The sequence below is a fragment of the Acinetobacter sp. NS-4 genome (genome assembly GCF_037402435.1).
Lineage (GTDB): Bacteria > Pseudomonadota > Gammaproteobacteria > Pseudomonadales > Moraxellaceae > Acinetobacter.
In genome coordinates this window covers 17,925-36,707 of record NZ_JBBEUE010000006.1, presented here as the reverse complement: position 1 = coordinate 36,707, position 18,783 = coordinate 17,925, and the positions used below count along the sequence as shown (strand labels likewise).

Here is an 18,783-nt window from a genome sequence, read left to right as displayed (position 1 = left end):
TGGTGAGTACTTCAAGTTAATTTTCTGCAATGTTAGTTTGAAAAAACGCATAGGTTGAAGTTTGATCACTACTGTAAATCATTGCAGTCATTTCCTCTGGCAGGTGCATACCCAACATAAAGCCAAAAATCTTTGCCAGATGTTGTGTATGACCCAGCATTGGTTTTGTATATAAAAGATGATGGGGTTCAATTAAAGCGGGTGCAAATCTCTGACTATTTTTTTTAATGCTTTTTATATCCGTTGCATCATCTAAAACCAATACAAAAGGCTGTTCTTGTTGGATTTGATCTGCATGATGAGATACTACTTGATTGAGATGAATGGATAAGTCATCTCCATCGCTCGCAACTTTTAGCACCTTGATGGCCTCTATATTATGGATCTTCACATCTGCTGCCGCCACACACCAGCTGGATGAAAATTCTGCTGCCAAATAATCATCCTTCAGCCACATTTTTTCATCCAGCAATGTTTGGTCAATTTCCGAATCAACATTGATGAGCAATGAAAATTCATCACTTTGTGCTGAAATTTTCTCCAATAATTTAAGCCAGTATGTATAAGCGTTTTGCGGGGCAATATAATGCGGCTGCAGATGTATTTGCTGCGAAAGAACTCCGAATGATTCTATAAAATGAAGCACTATTTCCTGAGTTAAATGTTCATCCCCAACCTGTAATAAGTTGTCTGATAACAAGAGATGGACATTTAGCCGATTTAGACAGGACACATGCTCAATTGAAATGTCCTGATCATCTTTATCATCGGTTGGCCTATCGGGGGTGTTCCATGCAGGATGCATCTGATATTGATAGGCCAGTTCACTATCATAAAATAATGCAGATTGCTTTAAATGTTCAGCCACTTGCCATAAGATTTCAGTTTGTTGTTCTAATTGTTGTTGAATTAAAGCTTTTATACGTGCTAACCGACCCTTTTGATCTCCGCTATTCTGCTCATCCTCCTGTAGCTCTACTACATGATCAAGTGGATGAATTCTGTACGATAACACAGGTAAACCATAACTATTTGCCAAGTTATAATCTAATTCCGGCGTTTTAAAATTTTTTAGCCCATCTATAATTGTTTCATTTTCACCAAATGCATGGCATGCAAATGATGAAAAGACATTTAAATTAAGCCATTTAATCTCTTCAATTTTGGGCTCCTTATGTGTCTGAGCTTTATTCAATTGCTGCTGTTCTAATAAGGTTCGATTTTGCTGTTCTTGACGCCGTATATATGCCCGATAAGCCTGATAAATGAAATATGGCGCAAGCAAAATTAAAGATAAAAGGACAGGTAGAATAAAAAAGTATGAGACCAAATCTAGAGCTGAAGGATCATATTGGATATCACGCCAGTAATAAATAATGACCATACTCAGCAATAGAAAAATACTGCTCAAAGTTCCCAGCATCAGCTTATTCATTGCATGTCTCCTAATAATGTATAACATGTCTCTGAATTGGCTTCCGTATGTTTAGGCATTAAAAAAACGCCCTGGGCCAAGCCCTGTTCTGATCTTAAATCCAGGCAAAGGGGCTGGATGTCTTCTTTTTTTAGAATTAAACGCAAATCCACCATCATCGTTGGGCTACACCAGGTTGAAAGTATTTTCTTTAATTTTTCACTCATCTTTTGCTGAGGTAAAAAGCTGAGATAATCAGTTCTAGATAATGGTCCAATCTGAATTTCTATTTTCCCACCCATTTGACGAATACTATCGCCACAAAAGGTATTCATTCCGAGCAACCCGGCATTTAAACCGCCTAAATTTGTTTTTTGTGCATCCTCTAATTTAAATTTTTCTTCCACCCACTCTTTTATGACAAATTCAGTTTTGAAAATACAAGTCAGCATAGTTTTTAAAGCATAGGCTGTATTATTTTGGCCCTGCATTAAACCCGAAAATTCAGCAAAATAATCTTCCAATTCAGGCTGATTCTGTTGTGTTTTGACATAACCATTTAAGGCATGCAAAATATCCAGATAATCATTTTCCCTTTCAATTTCATAACGTATAGGCAAATAATAGGCCAGACTTGCATCGACATATTGTGCGGTCAACTTATGATTAAATAAGCCTAGAAAGTGAAGTGTTTCCTGTTTTTGCTGACGACGACTTTGTTTAATTTTATGGGTGTAGCTATAAGGTAAAGCGCCTTGTATACCGGTTAAACCCATCATTAGATTAGTGATCTGAATATATTTATTATCCAAGCTTAAGCTTTCAATCTCAGTCACGGGAAAATTAAGATTTAAAGAACTATAAAATTTAAAATCATTTGCCCAGTACTGGGTTGTTGATGAATATGGCCTGTGACGCAACAAACGAATCGCCTGAGTAAACTCATAAGCTGTCGGAGTTGTAATCAGATCATCAATTACAGAAGCTTCTTGCCACCAACGTTCTGCACGCATTGGTATAACTCCTGTTGGGTATTTGAATCGCAGATCACAAGATCAACATAACTATTCATTTGTACTTTTAAATTAAAAATATGACTTAAAAGTTGAGTGAAAATATACAGACTATGTCCTTTAAAAATTTGTGAATCTATTACCACATTCACTTTGATGCCCCGGACAAATAAGGGAAAAGGTTGGGCTTCAACCAATTTTTGGGTCAAAGAAAAATCTATCTTTTTAATGGCATCGATAATTTGTTGGTTTTCTTTCGATTTAGGCAAATTATAAAGTGCTAATAGTTCCTTAATATGACTAATAGCATCCCCTTTCATCAGCGACAAAGTATTTAAAGATAAATGAGAAATTATGCGCCATTGTTCTTTTTTATTTTGCTCAAAGTAATAAGGCTTGGTCGGTCGCTTGAGAATCAATGCTCGCCGTGCAAGATGACTATCATTCAAATTCAGAACATTTTTGGCCTGACTTAAGGCTTCATACGGCAAGTCTTTATTGCAGCAAAGCAATTGCGCACTAATAAAATCAGCCCTGGTACTATGTGGCGACAAAGATTTGGAAATAATGGAATAATAGGTTCCCACTGAATTATTCTGTAATGGTGTAGGGTTTAAACTATAAAAATATTGCTCACTATGCTGGTGATAATGACTCATGGCAAAAAAGGGTAAAATTGGAACAACAATCTGATCCTGATTACTTTTTTCCCGAATCATGTTCATCTTCACTATTGAATATAATTGATAAAATTCAGGATGATGTGCATCGGTAAGCAATGGATATTCTAATTGTTTATGGCTTATTTTCTGCGGTTCTGCCTGTTTATAAAACAAGTTCACTACAGGTGTTGCAAACAGTTTAAAGTTTGCAACATTTAGCTCGTTATAATTTCGAATACAGGCCTGATCATTTAAATTCAATTTAAAATGAATCAAGATCTCAAATTCGGTATCTTTCGCTGCTAAATGTTCTAAGAAACTTAAATCAAGATTGAGATAATTAAATTTTTCAGCAAAACAAAAGTATTCCATCAGCAAACGATAAGCATGATGCGTATGCTGATCAATCGGCAATAAGCTTTCAGATTCAGCAAATCCCATGACTGTAAATGGATTGGAAATTTCAATAATACGGTTGCCAATTTTTAATGAAAATCCTGTTCTGGCATGAAATATACTATCCAAAACCTGTAAAGGAAAATTTGCAATAGCATCAAGGTAAATCGGTAAATTTTCATTGATCAACAGCCTTAGACTAGGTTGATAAATTTCAAAACTTAAACTGAGTGTCGCATTCTGATTTAAATGCATGTATGCACCAGGATGGGTTTTAAAATCTAAATAATTTAAAGCGATTGGTAATAATCGAACAGGCTGTGTCGTGGTAAATTCACACTGTACACCTTTAAAACTGCGTGACTTTAACGAAGTCGCTTTAGGAATTTCATGTACTTCAGTTAGCTGTTTTAACTTGTTTATATCTTCAAAACTGACCACTGAACATCCAGGAAATGGCTTAAGATACTGAGGAAACATCACTTCAAATAATGAGCGGGTAAACACCTCATAGCTGTCGGCTAATTTTTTATCAATACGCGCAGCCACTAAGGAAAAAGCCTGAATCAAACGCTCAATATGCGGATCATCTACTTGCTCTTGATTGAGGGATAAGCGTTGAGCAATTTTTGGATATTTTTGTGCAAATTCACGCGATTGTTGCCCAAATTCTTGTAATTGCTTTTCATAATACGGTAACAGTTCTTCAATCACAGCAAACCCACTTAAGATCTTGCGGAAATAACATATTGTTGTGTGGTTGGTTTCAGTAAAACATCTAAAATAACCGGCTCAAATAAAGGCTGAATGTTTAAGTAAGCTTGAATACTTAAAGACAATGCCCCCATATTATGGCCATCAAATAACATGGTGACCTTAACCTGTTTTAATCTCGGTTCATGCGCAGCAATTGATTGTTCGATAGATTGACAAATTTTATCCCGATCGATGGGATTGGCCGTAGATAATCCAACAAAATCAATAATCCCAAATAGCAAAACAGACTGTTTTGCTAAAGGAAAATCATCAATTACACCATCCAACAGCGCCATACGACTATTCAGTAAATCCTCTAGATCCGAGGCTACAGATTCTCGTAATTGCTGAAGTGAAATCCCCCGGGCATGCTGTTCGGATTCAGTGGATAAGAGGTCGAATAAAGTCTTTTTAAAGCCGTAGGGATATAATTGATCTAAGTTCATGTTTTTTATTATTTAATAATGAAAATTAAAAATCACTCATAGTGACCAACGGCAGTTGGCCACTATTTAGGTCAGTCCATTATGCAGCGTAAGAAGCTGTATTATTAGAAAGTGACCATTTCTTGGTGACAGCACCTTTTTGTGTGCCATTAATATCTTGCTGGTTATAGGTCCATTCTACGGCAGCATATTTCAGACCTAACGATTCAGTGGGTACACCTTCTTCATTCACGTTTGGCGTAACGCTCGAAACAAGCACATGCTTTAATTTAATTTGAAGATATTTAATACGCTTATCACCATTGGCACGGTAAAAATCGATTTGAACTTCGTCAAAGGTATAACCAGCAGAACATGCTTCCCAAAGTTTTGGACTTGTTGCATCCAAATCTTTCACAAAAAGCATATCTGAGTGCTCAACACGCTCGGCAGTATGGCCACCTACACTTGAAGATGTCGCAGATTTGGGTTGGCGGATATTGTGTGCCCAAGAATTTACTTCTAACCAGTCTTTGTGCTCGGAGTCACGAGATTCGCCATCAACTTTATATTTGCCTCGAAATTGTACGTATATATCTTTCATTTTTTATATTTTCCTGATTCATTTTTAAATTATTATAAAATTGCATTCTAATTAAACATGCTATTTAGTTAGAAGACTGAGGTAACTCAGTAACAAGTCGCAATGAAACCGACAACTCATCCAATTGAAAATGTGGTCGTAAAAAGACCACAGACTTGTAGTGCCCAGGTTGAGCCAGGTTTTCTACAACTTTTACTGATGCTTCACGAAGCGGATATTGTGCTTTTGCTTCTTGTGATGCACCATCATCTAACAAAACGTATTTTGATAGCCATTCATTTAAGAATGCTTCCACATTGCCCGCAGATGCAAAACTTCCCACTTTGTCACGCATCATGGCTTTTAAATAATGTGCTATACGTGAAACGGCCATAATATATTGAATTTGACTGGATAATACTGAATTGGCATTTGCGCTATCGCTATCATATTTTTTAGGTTTTTGAGTCGATTGAGCACCAAAAAAAACGGCATAATCGGTATTTTTACAATGTACTAAAGGGATAAATCCTAAATCACTGAGTTCTTTTTCACGACGGTCAGTAATGGCAATTTCAGTTGGGCACTTGAATACCACTTCACCATCGTTGGTCTTGAAGGTATGTACTGGCAAACCTTCAACCAGGCCACCACCTTCAACGCCACGAATGGCTGCGCACCACCCATGCATATCAAAAGCATTGGTTAAACGTGTCGCAAAGGCATATGCTGCGTTCATCCATAAATATTCAGCATGGTTTTGACCAGTAACTTCTTCTATAAAGTTAAACCCTTCAGTAACAGTGCCATCTTTAGGATGATATGGCAGACGCCCTAATACGCGCGGCATGGTCAATGCCACATAACGGGCATCATCGCTTTCGCGAAATGAACGCCACTGAACATATTCAGCAGTTTCAAAAATTTTAGAAACATCACGTGGGCGATCAATATCAGTAAATGACTCTAAGCCCAGCATGCTAGAACTGGCTGCAGAAATAAAAGGTGCATGCGCCGCTGCAGCAACATGGGAAATCTGCTCCAGCAAATACATATCGGATGGCGTACGGTCAAATTCAAAATCACCGACCAATGTGGCATAAGGTGCACCACCAAATGAGCCATATTCTTCTTCGTATATTTTTTTAAATAGCGTACTCTGATCAAAATCTGTCGCCCCCTGAAAATCTTTAATCAGTTCTTTTTTGCTGGTATTGAGCATACGAATTTTAATTAAAGAATGGGACGGTGTTTCCTGACAAAAATAATATAATCCTCTCCAGGTTGATTCAATTTTTTGAAATTGTTCATGATGAATTATTTTGCTTAACTGCCTGGAAATTAGTGCATCAATTTCTGCAATTCGTTTATCAATCGACAAGGTCATATTTTCGGAAACGGTTATGGTTCCAGCCATGACTTCTTTGGCCAATTCTCCAATCAGGCTTTTTGCACGATCATGTTCTTCCTCATTACGTGCGATACGACTTTGCTCAACAATTGAATCCAGCAAAGTAAATTCTTTAACATCCATATGGGTGGCAGTGGCAGCTTGTAAATTACTCATGTTCTGCCTCCACGCTTAACTTCCGAACTTGATCTGTATTTTTTAAAATTTCATCCAGCAAATCTTCAAGACGTTCATTATTTGAAATCTTGTTACGCAAATCGGTCAAACGCTCTCGTGCTTCAACCAGCTTCCGTAAGGGATCTACCTGCTGTACGACATTTTCGGGACGGAAATCTTGCATTGCATTAAAAGTTAAATCCACGGACATGCGACCACCTTCTTCGGTCAAGGTATTTTCAACCTGAAAAGCAGCACGTGGTGCCAGCGATTGCATCACCTCATCAATGTTATCCAAATCAACATTGATAAATTTTTTATCTTTTAATTTGGTCTTTTCTAATTCTGAAGCAGCTGAAAAGTCACCTAACACCCCAACCACAAAAGGCAACTCTTTTATTTCTTTGCTATCGCCCACTTCTACATCATAAGTCAGTTGTACACGGGGTGGACGAATACGTTGTAATTTCTTTTGTACACTTTCACGTTTAGCCATGAAGACTGTCCTATTTTAGTTCTTATTAAATGAAGCAAATGGGCTTGAACCCGAAGTTATAGAATTGTTGCTTTGCGGTTTTGTTGCCGCTGTCGTATTTCGTGCAGATGTTTTGATTGCCCTGCTCTGTAAATTGACACTTTGGGGATGGCTTAATGAGTTGGCTTTTCCAACAGTACGATTTGATAAAGTACTGCTTTTTACCCGTTGTTTTAGTCTGACCGTGCTTGCTATAACGGCTTTAGCATTAGAGGTATCAGGTTCAGGTAAGGAAATCTGAATATGATCAGACAATTTTTTTGCTGCAGGATACGTATTTTCCGCATTAAGATAACGCATTTCATGATTACGCATATACTGTAAATTACTCTCGCTAATCCCTACCCCGGCAAGAAAAGCAACATCGGTCAAATCTCTGTGCTGAACATTTTGTTTACGCAACTCCTCGACCCATTGCAAAGCTTTTAGATTTTTCCCTATGGCCTGAAATCTTTGAGCAGCTTGAATAGATAAATCGCTTTTCAATTCAATATTTTTCTTATTTTTTCTGTCACATATCTGACGATAGATATTTAATAATTCTGGATCAGTTTCATCGCCTACTAAAGGATAATCCTTAATGCAAGCTTTTTTGAGTTCAATATTATTTTCGCTCGCAAATGTGAATGGACTGATCGATAGCATGACCAGCAAAGGTAAAAAAAACTTATATTTATTCAAAAGATGCCTCTAATTTTTCTAGTTATAAATTTAATTATTAGTATATGTTTAAGCACATTAAATGATTTTATCATCTTTAATTTATTATTTTGACTTTTTATCCATGCACAGATTTAACAAAAAATAACCACCCTAAGTCAACAGGGATGGAATGTGAAATAACACTTTTTATTGTTGTTTTATGTAAAAAACACCAGATATTTTTTTTAATTTTATAAAAATTATGTGTATTATGTGCACATAATTTTTATAAAAAAATAATAACATATTGTTTTAAATACATAAAATTTTAAAATAATAAAATCAAGTCATTTCAGTATATAAACATAATAAAAACTGAAGTTCTTTTACAGATGTTGAGTGTGATATGAATAATTTAAAAATTTTGATTACAAAATTATCTTCTTGTGCCCGTATAGCACTGGAAAAATCGGCAAATAGCTGCATAGCTCAACAGAATTATGAAATAGAAATTGAACACTTTTTTTTAGAAATTCTACATAATCATGTAAATCATGATATCCAACTGCTATTGGACAACTATAAAGTGTCGCACCGTGGATTAATGGATGATTTAAAGAAAAGTATTGCACAATTGCCTAAAGGCAATACGCGTACTCCTATTTTCGCAAAATCAATCGAGCGTTTATTGGAACAGGCCTGGTTATTAGCCTCGGCAGAACAAAAACCTTTGATTCGAACTGGCCATCTTCTGGTAGCATTATTAACAGCATCAGATCTTAATCAAATCGCTGTCCGTGCTTCTTGCTTATTTGAATTATTTCCAGTAGATCACATGAAACATACTTTTTTAGATGTATGTATACAAAGTATCGAACAAGCATCGGAACTGAATGCAACTCATTCCGAGACCATAAAAACCACGCAGTTATCCGAACAGATATTAAAAACACCTGCTTTAGATCAGTACACCATTAATTTAACTGAAAAAGCCAAAAAAGGTGAAATTGATCCAGTGATTGGCCGTGAGTTTGAAATTCGCTTGATGCTGGATATTCTAATGCGCCGTCGTCAAAACAATCCAATTTTAACGGGTGATCCTGGAGTCGGTAAAACCGCAGTAGTGGAAGGATTGGCTGTGAAAATTGCTAACAATCAGGTTCCCGAAGCTTTAAAAAATGTTCATTTACATATCCTTGATATGGGGCTTTTACAGGCAGGTGCCAGTGTTAAAGGTGAATTTGAAAATCGTCTAAAGCAGGTCATTCGGGAAGTTCAGTGTTCTGGCCATCCCATTATTTTATTTATTGATGAAGCCCATAGCCTGATTGGTGCGGGTGGCCATGCTGGACAAAACGATGCAGCCAATCTGCTTAAACCCGCGCTTGCGCGTGGCGAATTACGCACCATTGCAGCAACGACTTGGGCTGAATATAAACAGTTTTTTGAAAAAGATGCAGCACTCAGTCGTCGCTTTCAGGTGGTTAAGGTAGAAGAACCGACTGAAGCTGTCGCTATTGATATGTTACGTGCCATGATTCCTGTCATGACCCAACATTTCAACGTACAAATTGATGATGAAGCAATTATTGCAGCAGTGCATAGCTCTCATCGATATATCAGTGGCCGTCAACTTCCAGACAAAGCCATCAGTGTGCTGGATACCGCAGCTGCCCGAGTTGCCTTAACTCAAAATGCACAACCGGTTAAGTTAGATCAGTTACAGGCACAGTGGCATAACCTGAATCTAGAACAGGAGATTCTAGAACAAGAACAGCAGAATATGCTGATTTACCATGAACGCATCATTGAGCTGAAAGCTAAAATTTCTGCATTAGCTCAGGAAATCAGTGATACACAAGTTCAATGGCAAAAAGAACTGCAGCTGGTAAACAATATTAAAGAAATTGAACATCACGATACCTCAAGTCATATTGCTCAATTGCGTCATGCACTGGCTCAGCTTCAAGGTACAACTCCGCTGGTTTTTGAACGCGTGAATACGCAGATTATTCATGAAATTATTTCTGATTGGACCGGAATTCCTGTGGGAAAAATGGCCAATAATGAAATTAAACAAATTCTGACTTTAAAAGATAAGCTTTCAGCACGAGTTATGGGACAGGATGATGCCTTACATCAACTGGTTCAAGGTATAAAAACCGCTAAAGCCAAACTTGAAGATCCCAATAAGCCACAAGGGGTATTCTTATTGGTAGGTCCAAGTGGTGTAGGTAAAACAGAAACCGCTTTAGCACTGGCTCATGAATTATACGGTGGTGAATCTCATCTGATTACCATCAACATGTCTGAATATCAGGAATCCCACACCATTTCATCGATTAAAGGAGCACCTCCGGGCTATGTCGGTTATGGCCAAGGTGGCATCTTAACTGAAGCGGTACGTCGTAACCCCTACAGTGTGGTCTTATTGGATGAAATTGAAAAAGCCCATAGTGATGTTCAGGAATTATTTTATCAAGTTTTTGACAAAGGCATGCTTGAAGATGGTGAAGGTCGTCTAATTGATTTTAAAAATACTACCATCCTGTTAACCTCCAATGTTGGTTCAAGTAGCATTATGCAAGCCTGCTTAAACTCAGCAGTTAAGCAATGGCCAACAGCAGAGAAATTAATTGATCTTCTAAAGCCAAGTTTGTACAAACGATTTAAACCGGCATTTTTGGGTCGCATGCGTATCGTGCCCTTCTTCCCTTTGCATGATGAATTACTGGTTCGTATTATCAAGCATAAATTAAATAAAATTACTGCACGCTTAGAACAACAATACACGACTCAAGTTACTTATAACGAAGATCTGATTGAATTACTGCTCAGCCGTTGTACTGAAATTGATAGTGGTGCTCGCAATGTCGATAACATCCTCAATGCGTCAGTATTACCCGCTTTAGCCACACACATTTTAGTTTGCCTGGCAGAGCAAAACTTACCGAAGCAGATTTATATTAAAGTTCAGGATAACGACATTGTTTATCAGCTCGATCCTGTTGCAAAAACAACAAAAAAACGTACTCAAAAAACCAGAGTCACTGAAACATAATTTATAAAAACTTTTAAAAAATCAGAAAGGCAGAACATGAGTTTAGAACTCGAATTATTATTAAAGGCAATTTCAGATGAAGCCCCTTGTGGAATGGATTGTTCTCTTTCCAATGAATTTCATGCGATTAAAAAAGCAAAAATTCAGGATGATCCACGATTAGATCAAGGTGACTGGATTGCACAACCCAAACAGGCCGATTGGGGGTTTGTACATACAAAATCTACTGAATTATTAACTGAAAAAACCAAAGATATTCGATTATATAGCTGGCTGGTTGAAGCATGGTCCAAGCTGTATGGTTTTGATGGCGTAGCCAATGGTCTGGAATTAACCCAACGTAGCTTAAGTCATTTCTGGGCAGGCTTGCATCCTGAAATTGAAGATGGTGATTTGGAACAACGTCTGGGCTTATTGCAAGGACTGATTAATCAACTGCCCGTGTTGATTAAGAATATCTCACTTGTAGATGATACTTCGCCTTTTTATTGTTTAATGGACTATGACGGTATATTGCATCATCAAAATTTATGCCGTAAGCATGGCGAAGAAAACAGTGAAATATATCTTCACACCTCCTTAGAGCAGTTTGAACAGGCATTATTGAATAGTTCAAAATCTTTTCAATATCAAAATTACCAAGCCTTTTTAGAAATTTTAAAGCAATGGAATATTTTAAAAGATGTGCTTGATGGCTTAATGGGTTTAGATGCTCCAAGTTTTGCAGCTATTGATGCTCAGCTGGAATCCATTCATGGCAGTCTGAAAAAAATCTATAAAACCGATGCCCTTAATCCAGTAGCAGCAATCACAACTCCATCAAACCCCATCACTGGTATATCCATTTCACCTGAAACGATACACTCAGCTATTGATGAGACTAGCAGCACAGCCATAACCCGTACACAGAAATTTCAGCCACAAGCGCAAAATCATTTGGCTAATCGTGAACAAGCCATGCAGCTTTTACAAGAGATTGCCGATTATTTTCAGCTTAATGAGCCACATAGTCCGGTCAGCTATCTGCTACAAAAAACCATTAAGTGGAGTCAGATGCCTTTACATGAATGGCTAAGCCAGGTGATTAAAAACGAAAATCCTTTAGAGACAGTACATGAACTTTTGGGTGTACAAAACAATATTCATAACACAAATAACGATTGGTAAATTTAATGTTTAAAGCAGAAAAAATTCTTTGGGGCGAAGGCTTATTTTTACGTCCGCAGCATTTTCAATTACAAGATGCCTATCATGAACAGCGCTTAAATCACACTATACGCTCCACCATTCCTTTCGCTTATGGTGTCCAATCCATTCAATTTGATGAAGTACAATTAAGTACCCATGTGCTGGCTTTAGAAAAAGTGGAAATGCTCTGGCAAGATGGCGAGATTTACCAAGCACCAGCACGTGACTTATTACCCGAACCGATTCAGCTGGATGATTTAACCTTACGTGGAGAAATGACGGTTTATTTGGCCTTACCGATGATACAACCGAATAAACCGAATGTATCTTGTCACAATAGTCACCAACCTGGCCGCTATCACTCACATTTAACTGAAACACATGATTTATTTACCGATGCGACAGCGGCAGATATCACCTTATTAAGACGCCGTGCAGAATTTAAATTGCTTGAATCTGGCATTGAACCCAATCATGAGCTAGATGGCTTCTTATATTTAGCGGTGGCAAAAGTTAAACGTCAAAGTTCGGGAAATTTTGAATTCGATGCTAAGTTTATTCCACCCATCTTGCATATTGATGCATCTGCAAGTCTGATGTCAGCTTTAAAACGTAGCTTGAATGTAATTCAGGCAAAAATTAACACCATTCAAAGCAACAATCGTGAAAATGAGCAAAAACTTATTGAATTTCGTTCAGGAGATATCGTTTCTTTCTGGTTAGTCAATGCCTTAAATACAGCATATGCGACCCTGAATCATCTTTTACAATATCCACATATTCATCCGGAACGATTATTCTTTGAATTGCTCCGCTTAACTGGATCACTGCTCACCTTTTCTACGGCATATGAAGTGGATCAATTGCCTCATTATCAGCATCATCATTTACAGGAAAGCTTTTCACAGCTCGATGCCATTTTACGCGATTTACTCGATACCATTATTTCCAATCGCTATATCAGCATTGCCCTAAAAGAAGCACGTCCATCCTACTGGATTGGAAGTCTGGAGTCCGACAAAATTACCCGTGACACACGACTTTATATTGCTGTTTCGAGTGGCATGATGCAAAGCCATGAACTGGTTCAATTGGTACCGCTGCGCTTTAAAGTCGGTAATTCCGTGGATGTTGAACAACGTGTTGTTGCTGCCCTGCCTGTTATTCCTTTACATCACTTAATGCAAATTCCAACCGCAATTCCGGTACGTTCTGGTGTCAGTTATTTTGAAATTGAACCAAATAATGAGTTATATCAGCGGATGCTGGATGCTGAATCGATTTGTATTTATATCCCGGCCGGGTTTCAGGATATTTCGGTGGATATTATTGCCGTGATCAATAGCTAAGGAGCCAATATATGAATGTCAATAATCCTGCGCCTTCACTATTTGATGATGGCCAAATAGGCCTCGGGTTAAACCCAACGGAAACTCAAACTAAAACGACGAGTGCAACTAATCTTGTTGATTTATTGCATGATGGTTTCTATGTGGTTTTTTTATTGAAGAATCAATATATTCCGGCCCATCCAGATGATTTTCGGGACAAAATTTTAAATCTGTTAAATCATTTTGAAAATCAGGCGCGAAAACTGCAATTTTCAGCAGAAGATATTCATGACGCACAATATGCATATTGCGCATTACTGGATGAAACTATTGTAACGCAACAAGATGTGCAATTTTTTGAGTTACAAAATAACTGGATGATCAGTCCTTTACAGTTAAGCCTTTTTGGTTCTCAATTGGCAGGCTATCGTTTTTTTGAAATTTTGGAATCACTTCGCCGTCAGGGTAAAGATCGCCTCGCAGCATTAGAGGTCTTTCATTATTGTATGCTACTGGGCTTTCACGGCAAATTTCGAATTGAATCTATACAAAGTTTAAATCATCTGGTGGCACGAGTTGGCGATGAAATTGACTTTTTAAAAGGCAAAAAAGCCTCTTTTTCACCCTTTGCTGCTTTGCCTGATCAAATTAAACATATCATTCATCGTGAATTGCCCTTTTTCTGGATTTTAATATTTTTGGTATTTTTTGCTTTATTGTCATTTGTATCCTTGAATTTTATGCTTTCAAATCAAAATGATAAATCATTAGCGCTTTACCAGAACATTATTAGCCAGCCCGCTGAACAGGCCTATATCACGATTCATTTACCCTAAAAATTTAAAAAAGAAAATTAGCAAATGGCAAATCCAAAACCCACTTCTTTAAGAATATTTCAGCCTGCGAAAAATAAATATAATTCAGCAGTGTGCTATGGAATTTTAGGCTTTCGTGTCGGCATTATTTTTAGTGCGACTGTAAGATATAGCTATTTAAACAGTTTAGATCATCAAGAAACTCAGCATCATTCTGTATCTGGTCACCCAGATCTTTTCGAGCAAGATGTCGGGAGAAATAAAGAAAATAATGGAAATAAGCAGCAAATTTCGACCGACTTAGAAATACCTGCTAACCCATTTAATCTTCAAATCCATCAACCTGAACAAGAGAACGATCATCCTCTTGAATTTCCTCAACCTCAATTAAAATCCGTAGTAAAACATCCTAATGCTATGTATAGCCAAGTTCGGTCACAGCAGCATTCATCCCATAACCAGACTGCGGCTAAAACGACAACAAAAATCGTAATACCCGTCTCCACTGCAAAGCCTATACTTTTAAATTTACCTGAAATTTCGATAAAACATGCAGTAAAAGAAGTAGAACCAAATGAACTTCCGCAAGCTTCGATAACAATCTCTGAGACTAAAACACCAGTCATACACCCAGAAAGCGCCGTCTCTCCATGACTCTTGTTATTTTTATTGGTTTTATCTTGTTAGCTTGCAGTCTAGCATGGTTATTTTCTTATGATTTACGCATTAAAGTACAAGACTTATTTTTTGTCTTTATTCCACAAAGTAAGAAAAAATTCTATTTGGCCAAGCATTTTGCTCAACAGTTAAATAATGCTGCTGCACCAGAACAACTACAATCGCATTGGCATTTACAGCAATGGTGGATTCTTGTTGCAGGTTTTTTGCTATTTTCCAGCATCATGATTTTCGCTTTTACTCGTCCCATAAACCCGACCAGAATTGAAGCCAATTATTTAAGAGAAGTTGATCCGCAAATTTATGCCTTGCTCGATGGGCAAATGCTTTCGCCACCCGCCGAAGTGGAACAATCATTAATCGAAGAAGCGGTGAATACAGCTGTAAATGCTGAATCTACTCAATTCAGTATTCCTGCAGAGAAGTTTAACTCCAATATTGAAGATGTGCATAGGCAACATTCCTATACCGACCTGCTATCCGCTGATCGTAAATGGCACAAAATGAATCCACGTTATAAACAACGTTTATTAATGGTATTTAAAATCATGCAAGAACGATATGGTTATGAAATGGTTTTATTGGAGGGTTATCGTAGTCCAGAGCGCCAGAATTCCCTGGCTGGAAATAGTCATATTACCCGTGCCAGAGCTTTTCAAAGTTATCATCAATTTGGTTTAGCTGCCGATATTGCATTTAAGCGTAACGGTAAAGTGATTATTTCAGAACGGGATCCTTGGGCAATGCAAGGTTATCAATTCTATGGAACAGTTGCGGAATCGGTCGGTTTAACCTGGGGTGGCCGCTGGACATCCATTCAAGATTATGGACATAGTGAATATCGCATGCCCGGACTTAGAAAAACAGCTGCAGTGGCTGAACAGTTAACTGCTGAAGGTCAACTGTTAGCCAAGCATGGCAATGAAGATTTTGAGTAATAGCCAGATTAAAATTTGGCTGTTACTTTGTGCATGAGAACTTAGTTTAGATATTGGTTCATTTCATCCAGAACCTGTTGAGTTTTTTCAGCATGTAACCAATGACCTGCATCATCAATCACCTGAATTTTGGCATGCGGAAATTGTTGCTTGATCGCATTAAAATGTTCATCTTTACTAATATAAGCTGACTTACCTCCACGAATAAACAGTGCCTCTTTTTGCCATGGCTGAATAATATTCCAATCCAAGATCTCTGAATAATGATGAAATAATGCATCAACATTAAATAACCATTGCCCTTTATTAAAGGATTTCATTAAAAACTGGATAACCATTTCTTCATTTAAATATTCACGCATAATTTGGGTCGCCTGTTGTCGGCTTTCAATCTGTGCGTTTTTTACTGCGAATAAAGCTTTAAAAATTTGGTCATGATGACTTTCCTGATACGCAAATGGCGCCATATCCAGAACCACCAGTTGCTCTAATCGCTCAGCTGCACTATTGGCCAGTTGCATGGCAATTTTCCCACCCATTGAATGGCCAATCAGTGAAAATTTTTGAATATTCAATGCATCTAAGGTTTCTAAAATATCTTGCGCCATTACGGCATAATTCATTTCAGATGAATGTGCTGAATAACCATGATTACGTACATCCAGCTGAATAACCGGATGTGATGGGTAAAATGCACGAGCCAGCATGCCTAAATTGCTTAAACTACCAAAAAGACCATGAATAAAAACGAGTGGTGTTTTTTCTGTTGTGCTTTCATTGTGATGAATTTGGTGATTTAAAATCATGGCTTTGGGAATGACCTTGGTAACTTTTTAGATAGGTTATCTTTGACGATAATAGGCATTTAATCAATTGCCATTTTAAGCTTATATTTTTTGCTTAGGCTATTTTACAAGATAGGGCATTTTAGGACTGGTATTTTATTAAGATATATCGAGTAAAAGAGATTAGAATGCCAATCCTGACCTGAATGGCAGGTAAAATCAGTTTAGGCATGGACAAAGTAGCATCACGGCGGTTACGCATCTCCACAAAATCTGCTTTTGTAGTGTGCTCATTCAGGTGAATATTATTTTTCTTTTGTTCTTGAATAGTGCTTTCACAGCGATATTCCTTTCTACCTTCGGGTAATAATCATGACAGAGGAACCCCCGGATTTGATCATCCAGCTGGTAAAGCGCTTGAACGGAGTCGAATAAAGTAGCTGCACTGCCCTTGGGGAAATCACAGCGTGCTGTGCGGTAATCCGGCATAAACAAGGTGTCGCCTACAAATACCGCATCACCAATGACATAGCTTAAATACGCGGGTGTGTGCCTTGGTGTAGGAATGTTATAGGCTGCCAACTCCCCTATTTTGAACGGTTCTCCATTTTCAAACAGATGATCAAAGGTTTGACTGGCATTAAAGTTATTTAATGTCCAGATTATAAATCGCACTAAAGGTTTCCTGTACAATGGCAATTTTTCCGCCTAATTGTGCTTTTAAATATTGTGATGCAGTAAGGTGATCAGCATGAACATTGGTTTCCAAAATCCATTCTACGCTTAGGCTATTTTGATGGACATAGTCGATGATTAAATCGGCCTGTGTGGTCTTAGTGGTGGCTGACGGCGCATCATAATCCAGCACACTATCGATGATGGTGCAACGCAGGCTGGAAGGATCTGTCACTACATAGCTAAAGGTATTGGTCTGCTGATCAAAAAAGTGCTGAACTTGTGGATGCTGCATCATACATGTTTTCCCATCAATTGGCGCTGAATCAGCATGCCCGCAAACATGGCGGCTATAAAGTAAAGGGCTTGATAGTATCCCAAACCAATTAAAGTCAGACTGGGTGCAGGACAAATTCCGGCAATCCCCCAACCGATTCCAAAGATCAAGCTGCCTATCAATAATTTAGAATCTATCTTATTGTTTTTAGGTAAATCAATGGCATCTCCATACACTGTTTTAGGTGCCTGTTGATGTACCACTTTTTGAAATGGAATAAATGCCACGGCGATGGCACCCAGCATAACAAAGGCCAGACTTGCATCCCATTGACCAAACAAATCTAAAAAATCTAATACTTTTTTAGGATTAGACATACCTGATAACATGAGTCCGACTGAAAATAAACCACCGAAGATAAAAGCCCAGATGTTTTTCATATCAGAATGCTCCTGTTACATGACGGATGATATATACCGTCACAAATCCGGAAAACATAAAGGCCAGGGTTGCCATTATTGAACGTTTAGACAGTCGGCTAATGCCACAAATCCCGTGTCCACTGGTACATCCCTGAATCCATACGTGTACCAAACCCTACCAACAATCCGGCAATAATCAACATAAGAGGACTGGCTTTTATTTCAATATCGGGGGCATGCAGCATGCCATAGAAAATGGCACTCCCAATAATCCTAATAAAAACCAGAATGCTGGCGTTTTAAACTGGGCTTGCGGGCTAAGAACTTGCGCTATTAAGCCACTGACTCCGGAAATACGACCATTCACGTACAGATATCCCACCACCGATAGTCCGAGAAGAATTCCACCTAGAAATGCGAGCAGAAAATCATGCATAAATGAATGCCCTAGAAACAATATATATTTTTATATTACATATTAAAATATATTTAAAATATGGAATTTTGCAGCTTAAATATGGAGTTGCTTGTTTAATAAATCACTATACGCTTTACACGACGTAGGCTAATATCGGATCTGGTTAAATCTTGTTTGATTTTTTTCAGCTTGTTTAAACACA

The 18,783-nt window shown here is 37.8% G+C and carries 16 protein-coding genes and 2 pseudogenes; 6 read left to right on the top strand and 12 right to left on the bottom strand.

Annotated features, from left to right (window positions below):
* Positions 1 to 16: 16 nt before the first annotated feature.
* From WAE57_RS06525 to WAE57_RS06490, 8 genes are all read right to left on the bottom strand, one after another.
* On the bottom strand, positions 17 to 1,435 hold the full coding sequence (locus WAE57_RS06525; protein WP_337709379.1) for a hypothetical protein: 1,419 nt from the start codon (positions 1,433 to 1,435) through the stop codon (positions 17 to 19).
* On the bottom strand, positions 1,432 to 2,427 hold the full coding sequence (gene tssG, locus WAE57_RS06520) for a type VI secretion system baseplate subunit TssG (RefSeq protein ID WP_337709378.1): 996 nt from the start codon (positions 2,425 to 2,427) through the stop codon (positions 1,432 to 1,434). Before tssG ends, WAE57_RS06525 begins: the two co-directional genes overlap by 4 nt.
* Positions 2,391 to 4,199 carry a type VI secretion system baseplate subunit TssF gene (gene tssF, locus WAE57_RS06515; protein ID WP_337709375.1) on the bottom strand — a complete coding sequence of 603 codons (1,809 nt, stop codon included), beginning with the start codon at positions 4,197 to 4,199 and terminating at the stop codon, positions 2,391 to 2,393. Before tssF ends, tssG begins: the two co-directional genes overlap by 37 nt.
* Positions 4,200 to 4,210: 11 nt before the next feature.
* Positions 4,211 to 4,687 carry a type VI secretion system baseplate subunit TssE gene (tssE, locus tag WAE57_RS06510; RefSeq protein WP_337709373.1) on the bottom strand — a complete coding sequence of 159 codons (477 nt, stop codon included), beginning with the start codon at positions 4,685 to 4,687 and terminating at the stop codon, positions 4,211 to 4,213.
* 79 nt (positions 4,688 to 4,766) lie between these two features.
* On the bottom strand, positions 4,767 to 5,270 hold the full coding sequence (locus WAE57_RS06505) for a type VI secretion system tube protein Hcp (RefSeq protein WP_086176769.1): 504 nt from the start codon (positions 5,268 to 5,270) through the stop codon (positions 4,767 to 4,769).
* 64 nt (positions 5,271 to 5,334) lie between these two features.
* Complete coding sequence (tssC, locus tag WAE57_RS06500; protein WP_337709370.1) at positions 5,335 to 6,816, bottom strand: type VI secretion system contractile sheath large subunit; 1,482 nt, start codon at positions 6,814 to 6,816, stop codon at positions 5,335 to 5,337.
* Positions 6,809 to 7,312, bottom strand: a complete 504-nt coding sequence (tssB, locus tag WAE57_RS06495; protein ID WP_337709368.1) for a type VI secretion system contractile sheath small subunit — start codon at positions 7,310 to 7,312, stop codon at positions 6,809 to 6,811. Before tssB ends, tssC begins: the two co-directional genes overlap by 8 nt.
* A gap of 15 nt (positions 7,313 to 7,327) precedes the next feature.
* Positions 7,328 to 8,032 (bottom strand): hypothetical protein, encoded by a 705-nt coding sequence (locus tag WAE57_RS06490; RefSeq protein WP_337709366.1) that lies wholly within the window; start codon positions 8,030 to 8,032, stop codon positions 7,328 to 7,330.
* A 367-nt stretch (positions 8,033 to 8,399) separates the two neighbouring features.
* Here WAE57_RS06490 and tssH point away from each other — a divergent pair, with 367 nt between their 5' ends.
* The 6 genes from tssH to WAE57_RS06460 are packed head-to-tail and all read left to right on the top strand — an operon-like array spanning position 8,400 to position 16,004.
* Positions 8,400 to 11,054, top strand: a complete 2,655-nt coding sequence (gene tssH / locus WAE57_RS06485; RefSeq protein ID WP_337709364.1) for a type VI secretion system ATPase TssH — start codon at positions 8,400 to 8,402, stop codon at positions 11,052 to 11,054.
* Positions 11,055 to 11,090: 36 nt separating this feature from the next.
* The gene (gene tssA, locus WAE57_RS06480) at positions 11,091 to 12,221 is read left to right on the top strand and encodes a type VI secretion system protein TssA (protein WP_337709362.1); all 1,131 of its coding nucleotides are present in this window, start codon (positions 11,091 to 11,093) and stop codon (positions 12,219 to 12,221) included.
* Between the two features lie 5 nt (positions 12,222 to 12,226).
* On the top strand, positions 12,227 to 13,591 hold the full coding sequence (gene tssK / locus WAE57_RS06475; protein WP_337709360.1) for a type VI secretion system baseplate subunit TssK: 1,365 nt from the start codon (positions 12,227 to 12,229) through the stop codon (positions 13,589 to 13,591).
* 11 nt (positions 13,592 to 13,602) lie between these two features.
* A complete protein-coding gene (gene icmH, locus WAE57_RS06470) occupies positions 13,603 to 14,409 on the top strand; it encodes a type IVB secretion system protein IcmH/DotU (RefSeq protein WP_337709358.1) in 807 nt (268 codons plus the stop codon).
* Between the two features lie 24 nt (positions 14,410 to 14,433).
* On the top strand, positions 14,434 to 15,042 hold the full coding sequence (locus tag WAE57_RS06465) for a hypothetical protein (protein ID WP_337709356.1): 609 nt from the start codon (positions 14,434 to 14,436) through the stop codon (positions 15,040 to 15,042).
* A complete protein-coding gene (locus WAE57_RS06460; protein WP_337709354.1) occupies positions 15,039 to 16,004 on the top strand; it encodes a M15 family metallopeptidase in 966 nt (321 codons plus the stop codon). The genes WAE57_RS06465 and WAE57_RS06460 overlap by 4 nt, the downstream gene beginning before the upstream one ends.
* A gap of 41 nt (positions 16,005 to 16,045) precedes the next feature.
* Here the strand turns inward: WAE57_RS06460 and WAE57_RS06455 are convergent, their stop codons facing one another.
* The 4 genes and pseudogenes from WAE57_RS06455 to WAE57_RS06440 form a co-directional block, all read right to left on the bottom strand.
* A complete protein-coding gene (locus tag WAE57_RS06455) occupies positions 16,046 to 16,810 on the bottom strand; it encodes an alpha/beta fold hydrolase (RefSeq protein ID WP_337709352.1) in 765 nt (254 codons plus the stop codon).
* Positions 16,811 to 16,982: 172 nt separating this feature from the next.
* Positions 16,983 to 17,762 (bottom strand): annotated as a pseudogene (locus WAE57_RS06450) (MBL fold metallo-hydrolase); the annotation flags it as partial.
* On the bottom strand, positions 17,759 to 18,181 hold the full coding sequence (locus WAE57_RS06445; protein WP_337709350.1) for a DUF6691 family protein: 423 nt from the start codon (positions 18,179 to 18,181) through the stop codon (positions 17,759 to 17,761). The pseudogene WAE57_RS06450 and the gene WAE57_RS06445, both read right to left, overlap by 4 nt.
* 1 nt (position 18,182) lies before the next feature.
* Positions 18,183 to 18,599, bottom strand: a pseudogene (locus WAE57_RS06440) (YeeE/YedE family protein).
* Positions 18,600 to 18,783 lie beyond the last annotated feature (184 nt).

Coding starts and splice junctions, on each gene's coding strand:
- WAE57_RS06465 (WP_337709356.1), top strand. CDS start 14,434: ATGGCAAATCCAAAACCCACTTCTTTAAGAATATTTCAGCCTGCGAAA.
- tssB (WP_337709368.1), bottom strand. CDS start 7,312: ATGGCTAAACGTGAAAGTGTACAAAAGAAATTACAACGTATTCGTCCA.
- tssC (WP_337709370.1), bottom strand. CDS start 6,816: ATGAGTAATTTACAAGCTGCCACTGCCACCCATATGGATGTTAAAGAA.
- tssA (WP_337709362.1), top strand. CDS start 11,091: ATGAGTTTAGAACTCGAATTATTATTAAAGGCAATTTCAGATGAAGCC.
- tssK (WP_337709360.1), top strand. CDS start 12,227: ATGTTTAAAGCAGAAAAAATTCTTTGGGGCGAAGGCTTATTTTTACGT.
- icmH (WP_337709358.1), top strand. CDS start 13,603: ATGAATGTCAATAATCCTGCGCCTTCACTATTTGATGATGGCCAAATA.
- WAE57_RS06455 (WP_337709352.1), bottom strand. CDS start 16,810: ATGATTTTAAATCACCAAATTCATCACAATGAAAGCACAACAGAAAAA.
- tssG (WP_337709378.1), bottom strand. CDS start 2,427: ATGCGTGCAGAACGTTGGTGGCAAGAAGCTTCTGTAATTGATGATCTG.
- WAE57_RS06525 (WP_337709379.1), bottom strand. CDS start 1,435: ATGAATAAGCTGATGCTGGGAACTTTGAGCAGTATTTTTCTATTGCTG.
- tssH (WP_337709364.1), top strand. CDS start 8,400: ATGAATAATTTAAAAATTTTGATTACAAAATTATCTTCTTGTGCCCGT.
- tssE (WP_337709373.1), bottom strand. CDS start 4,687: ATGAACTTAGATCAATTATATCCCTACGGCTTTAAAAAGACTTTATTC.
- WAE57_RS06505 (WP_086176769.1), bottom strand. CDS start 5,270: ATGAAAGATATATACGTACAATTTCGAGGCAAATATAAAGTTGATGGC.
- WAE57_RS06460 (WP_337709354.1), top strand. CDS start 15,039: ATGACTCTTGTTATTTTTATTGGTTTTATCTTGTTAGCTTGCAGTCTA.
- WAE57_RS06445 (WP_337709350.1), bottom strand. CDS start 18,181: ATGAAAAACATCTGGGCTTTTATCTTCGGTGGTTTATTTTCAGTCGGA.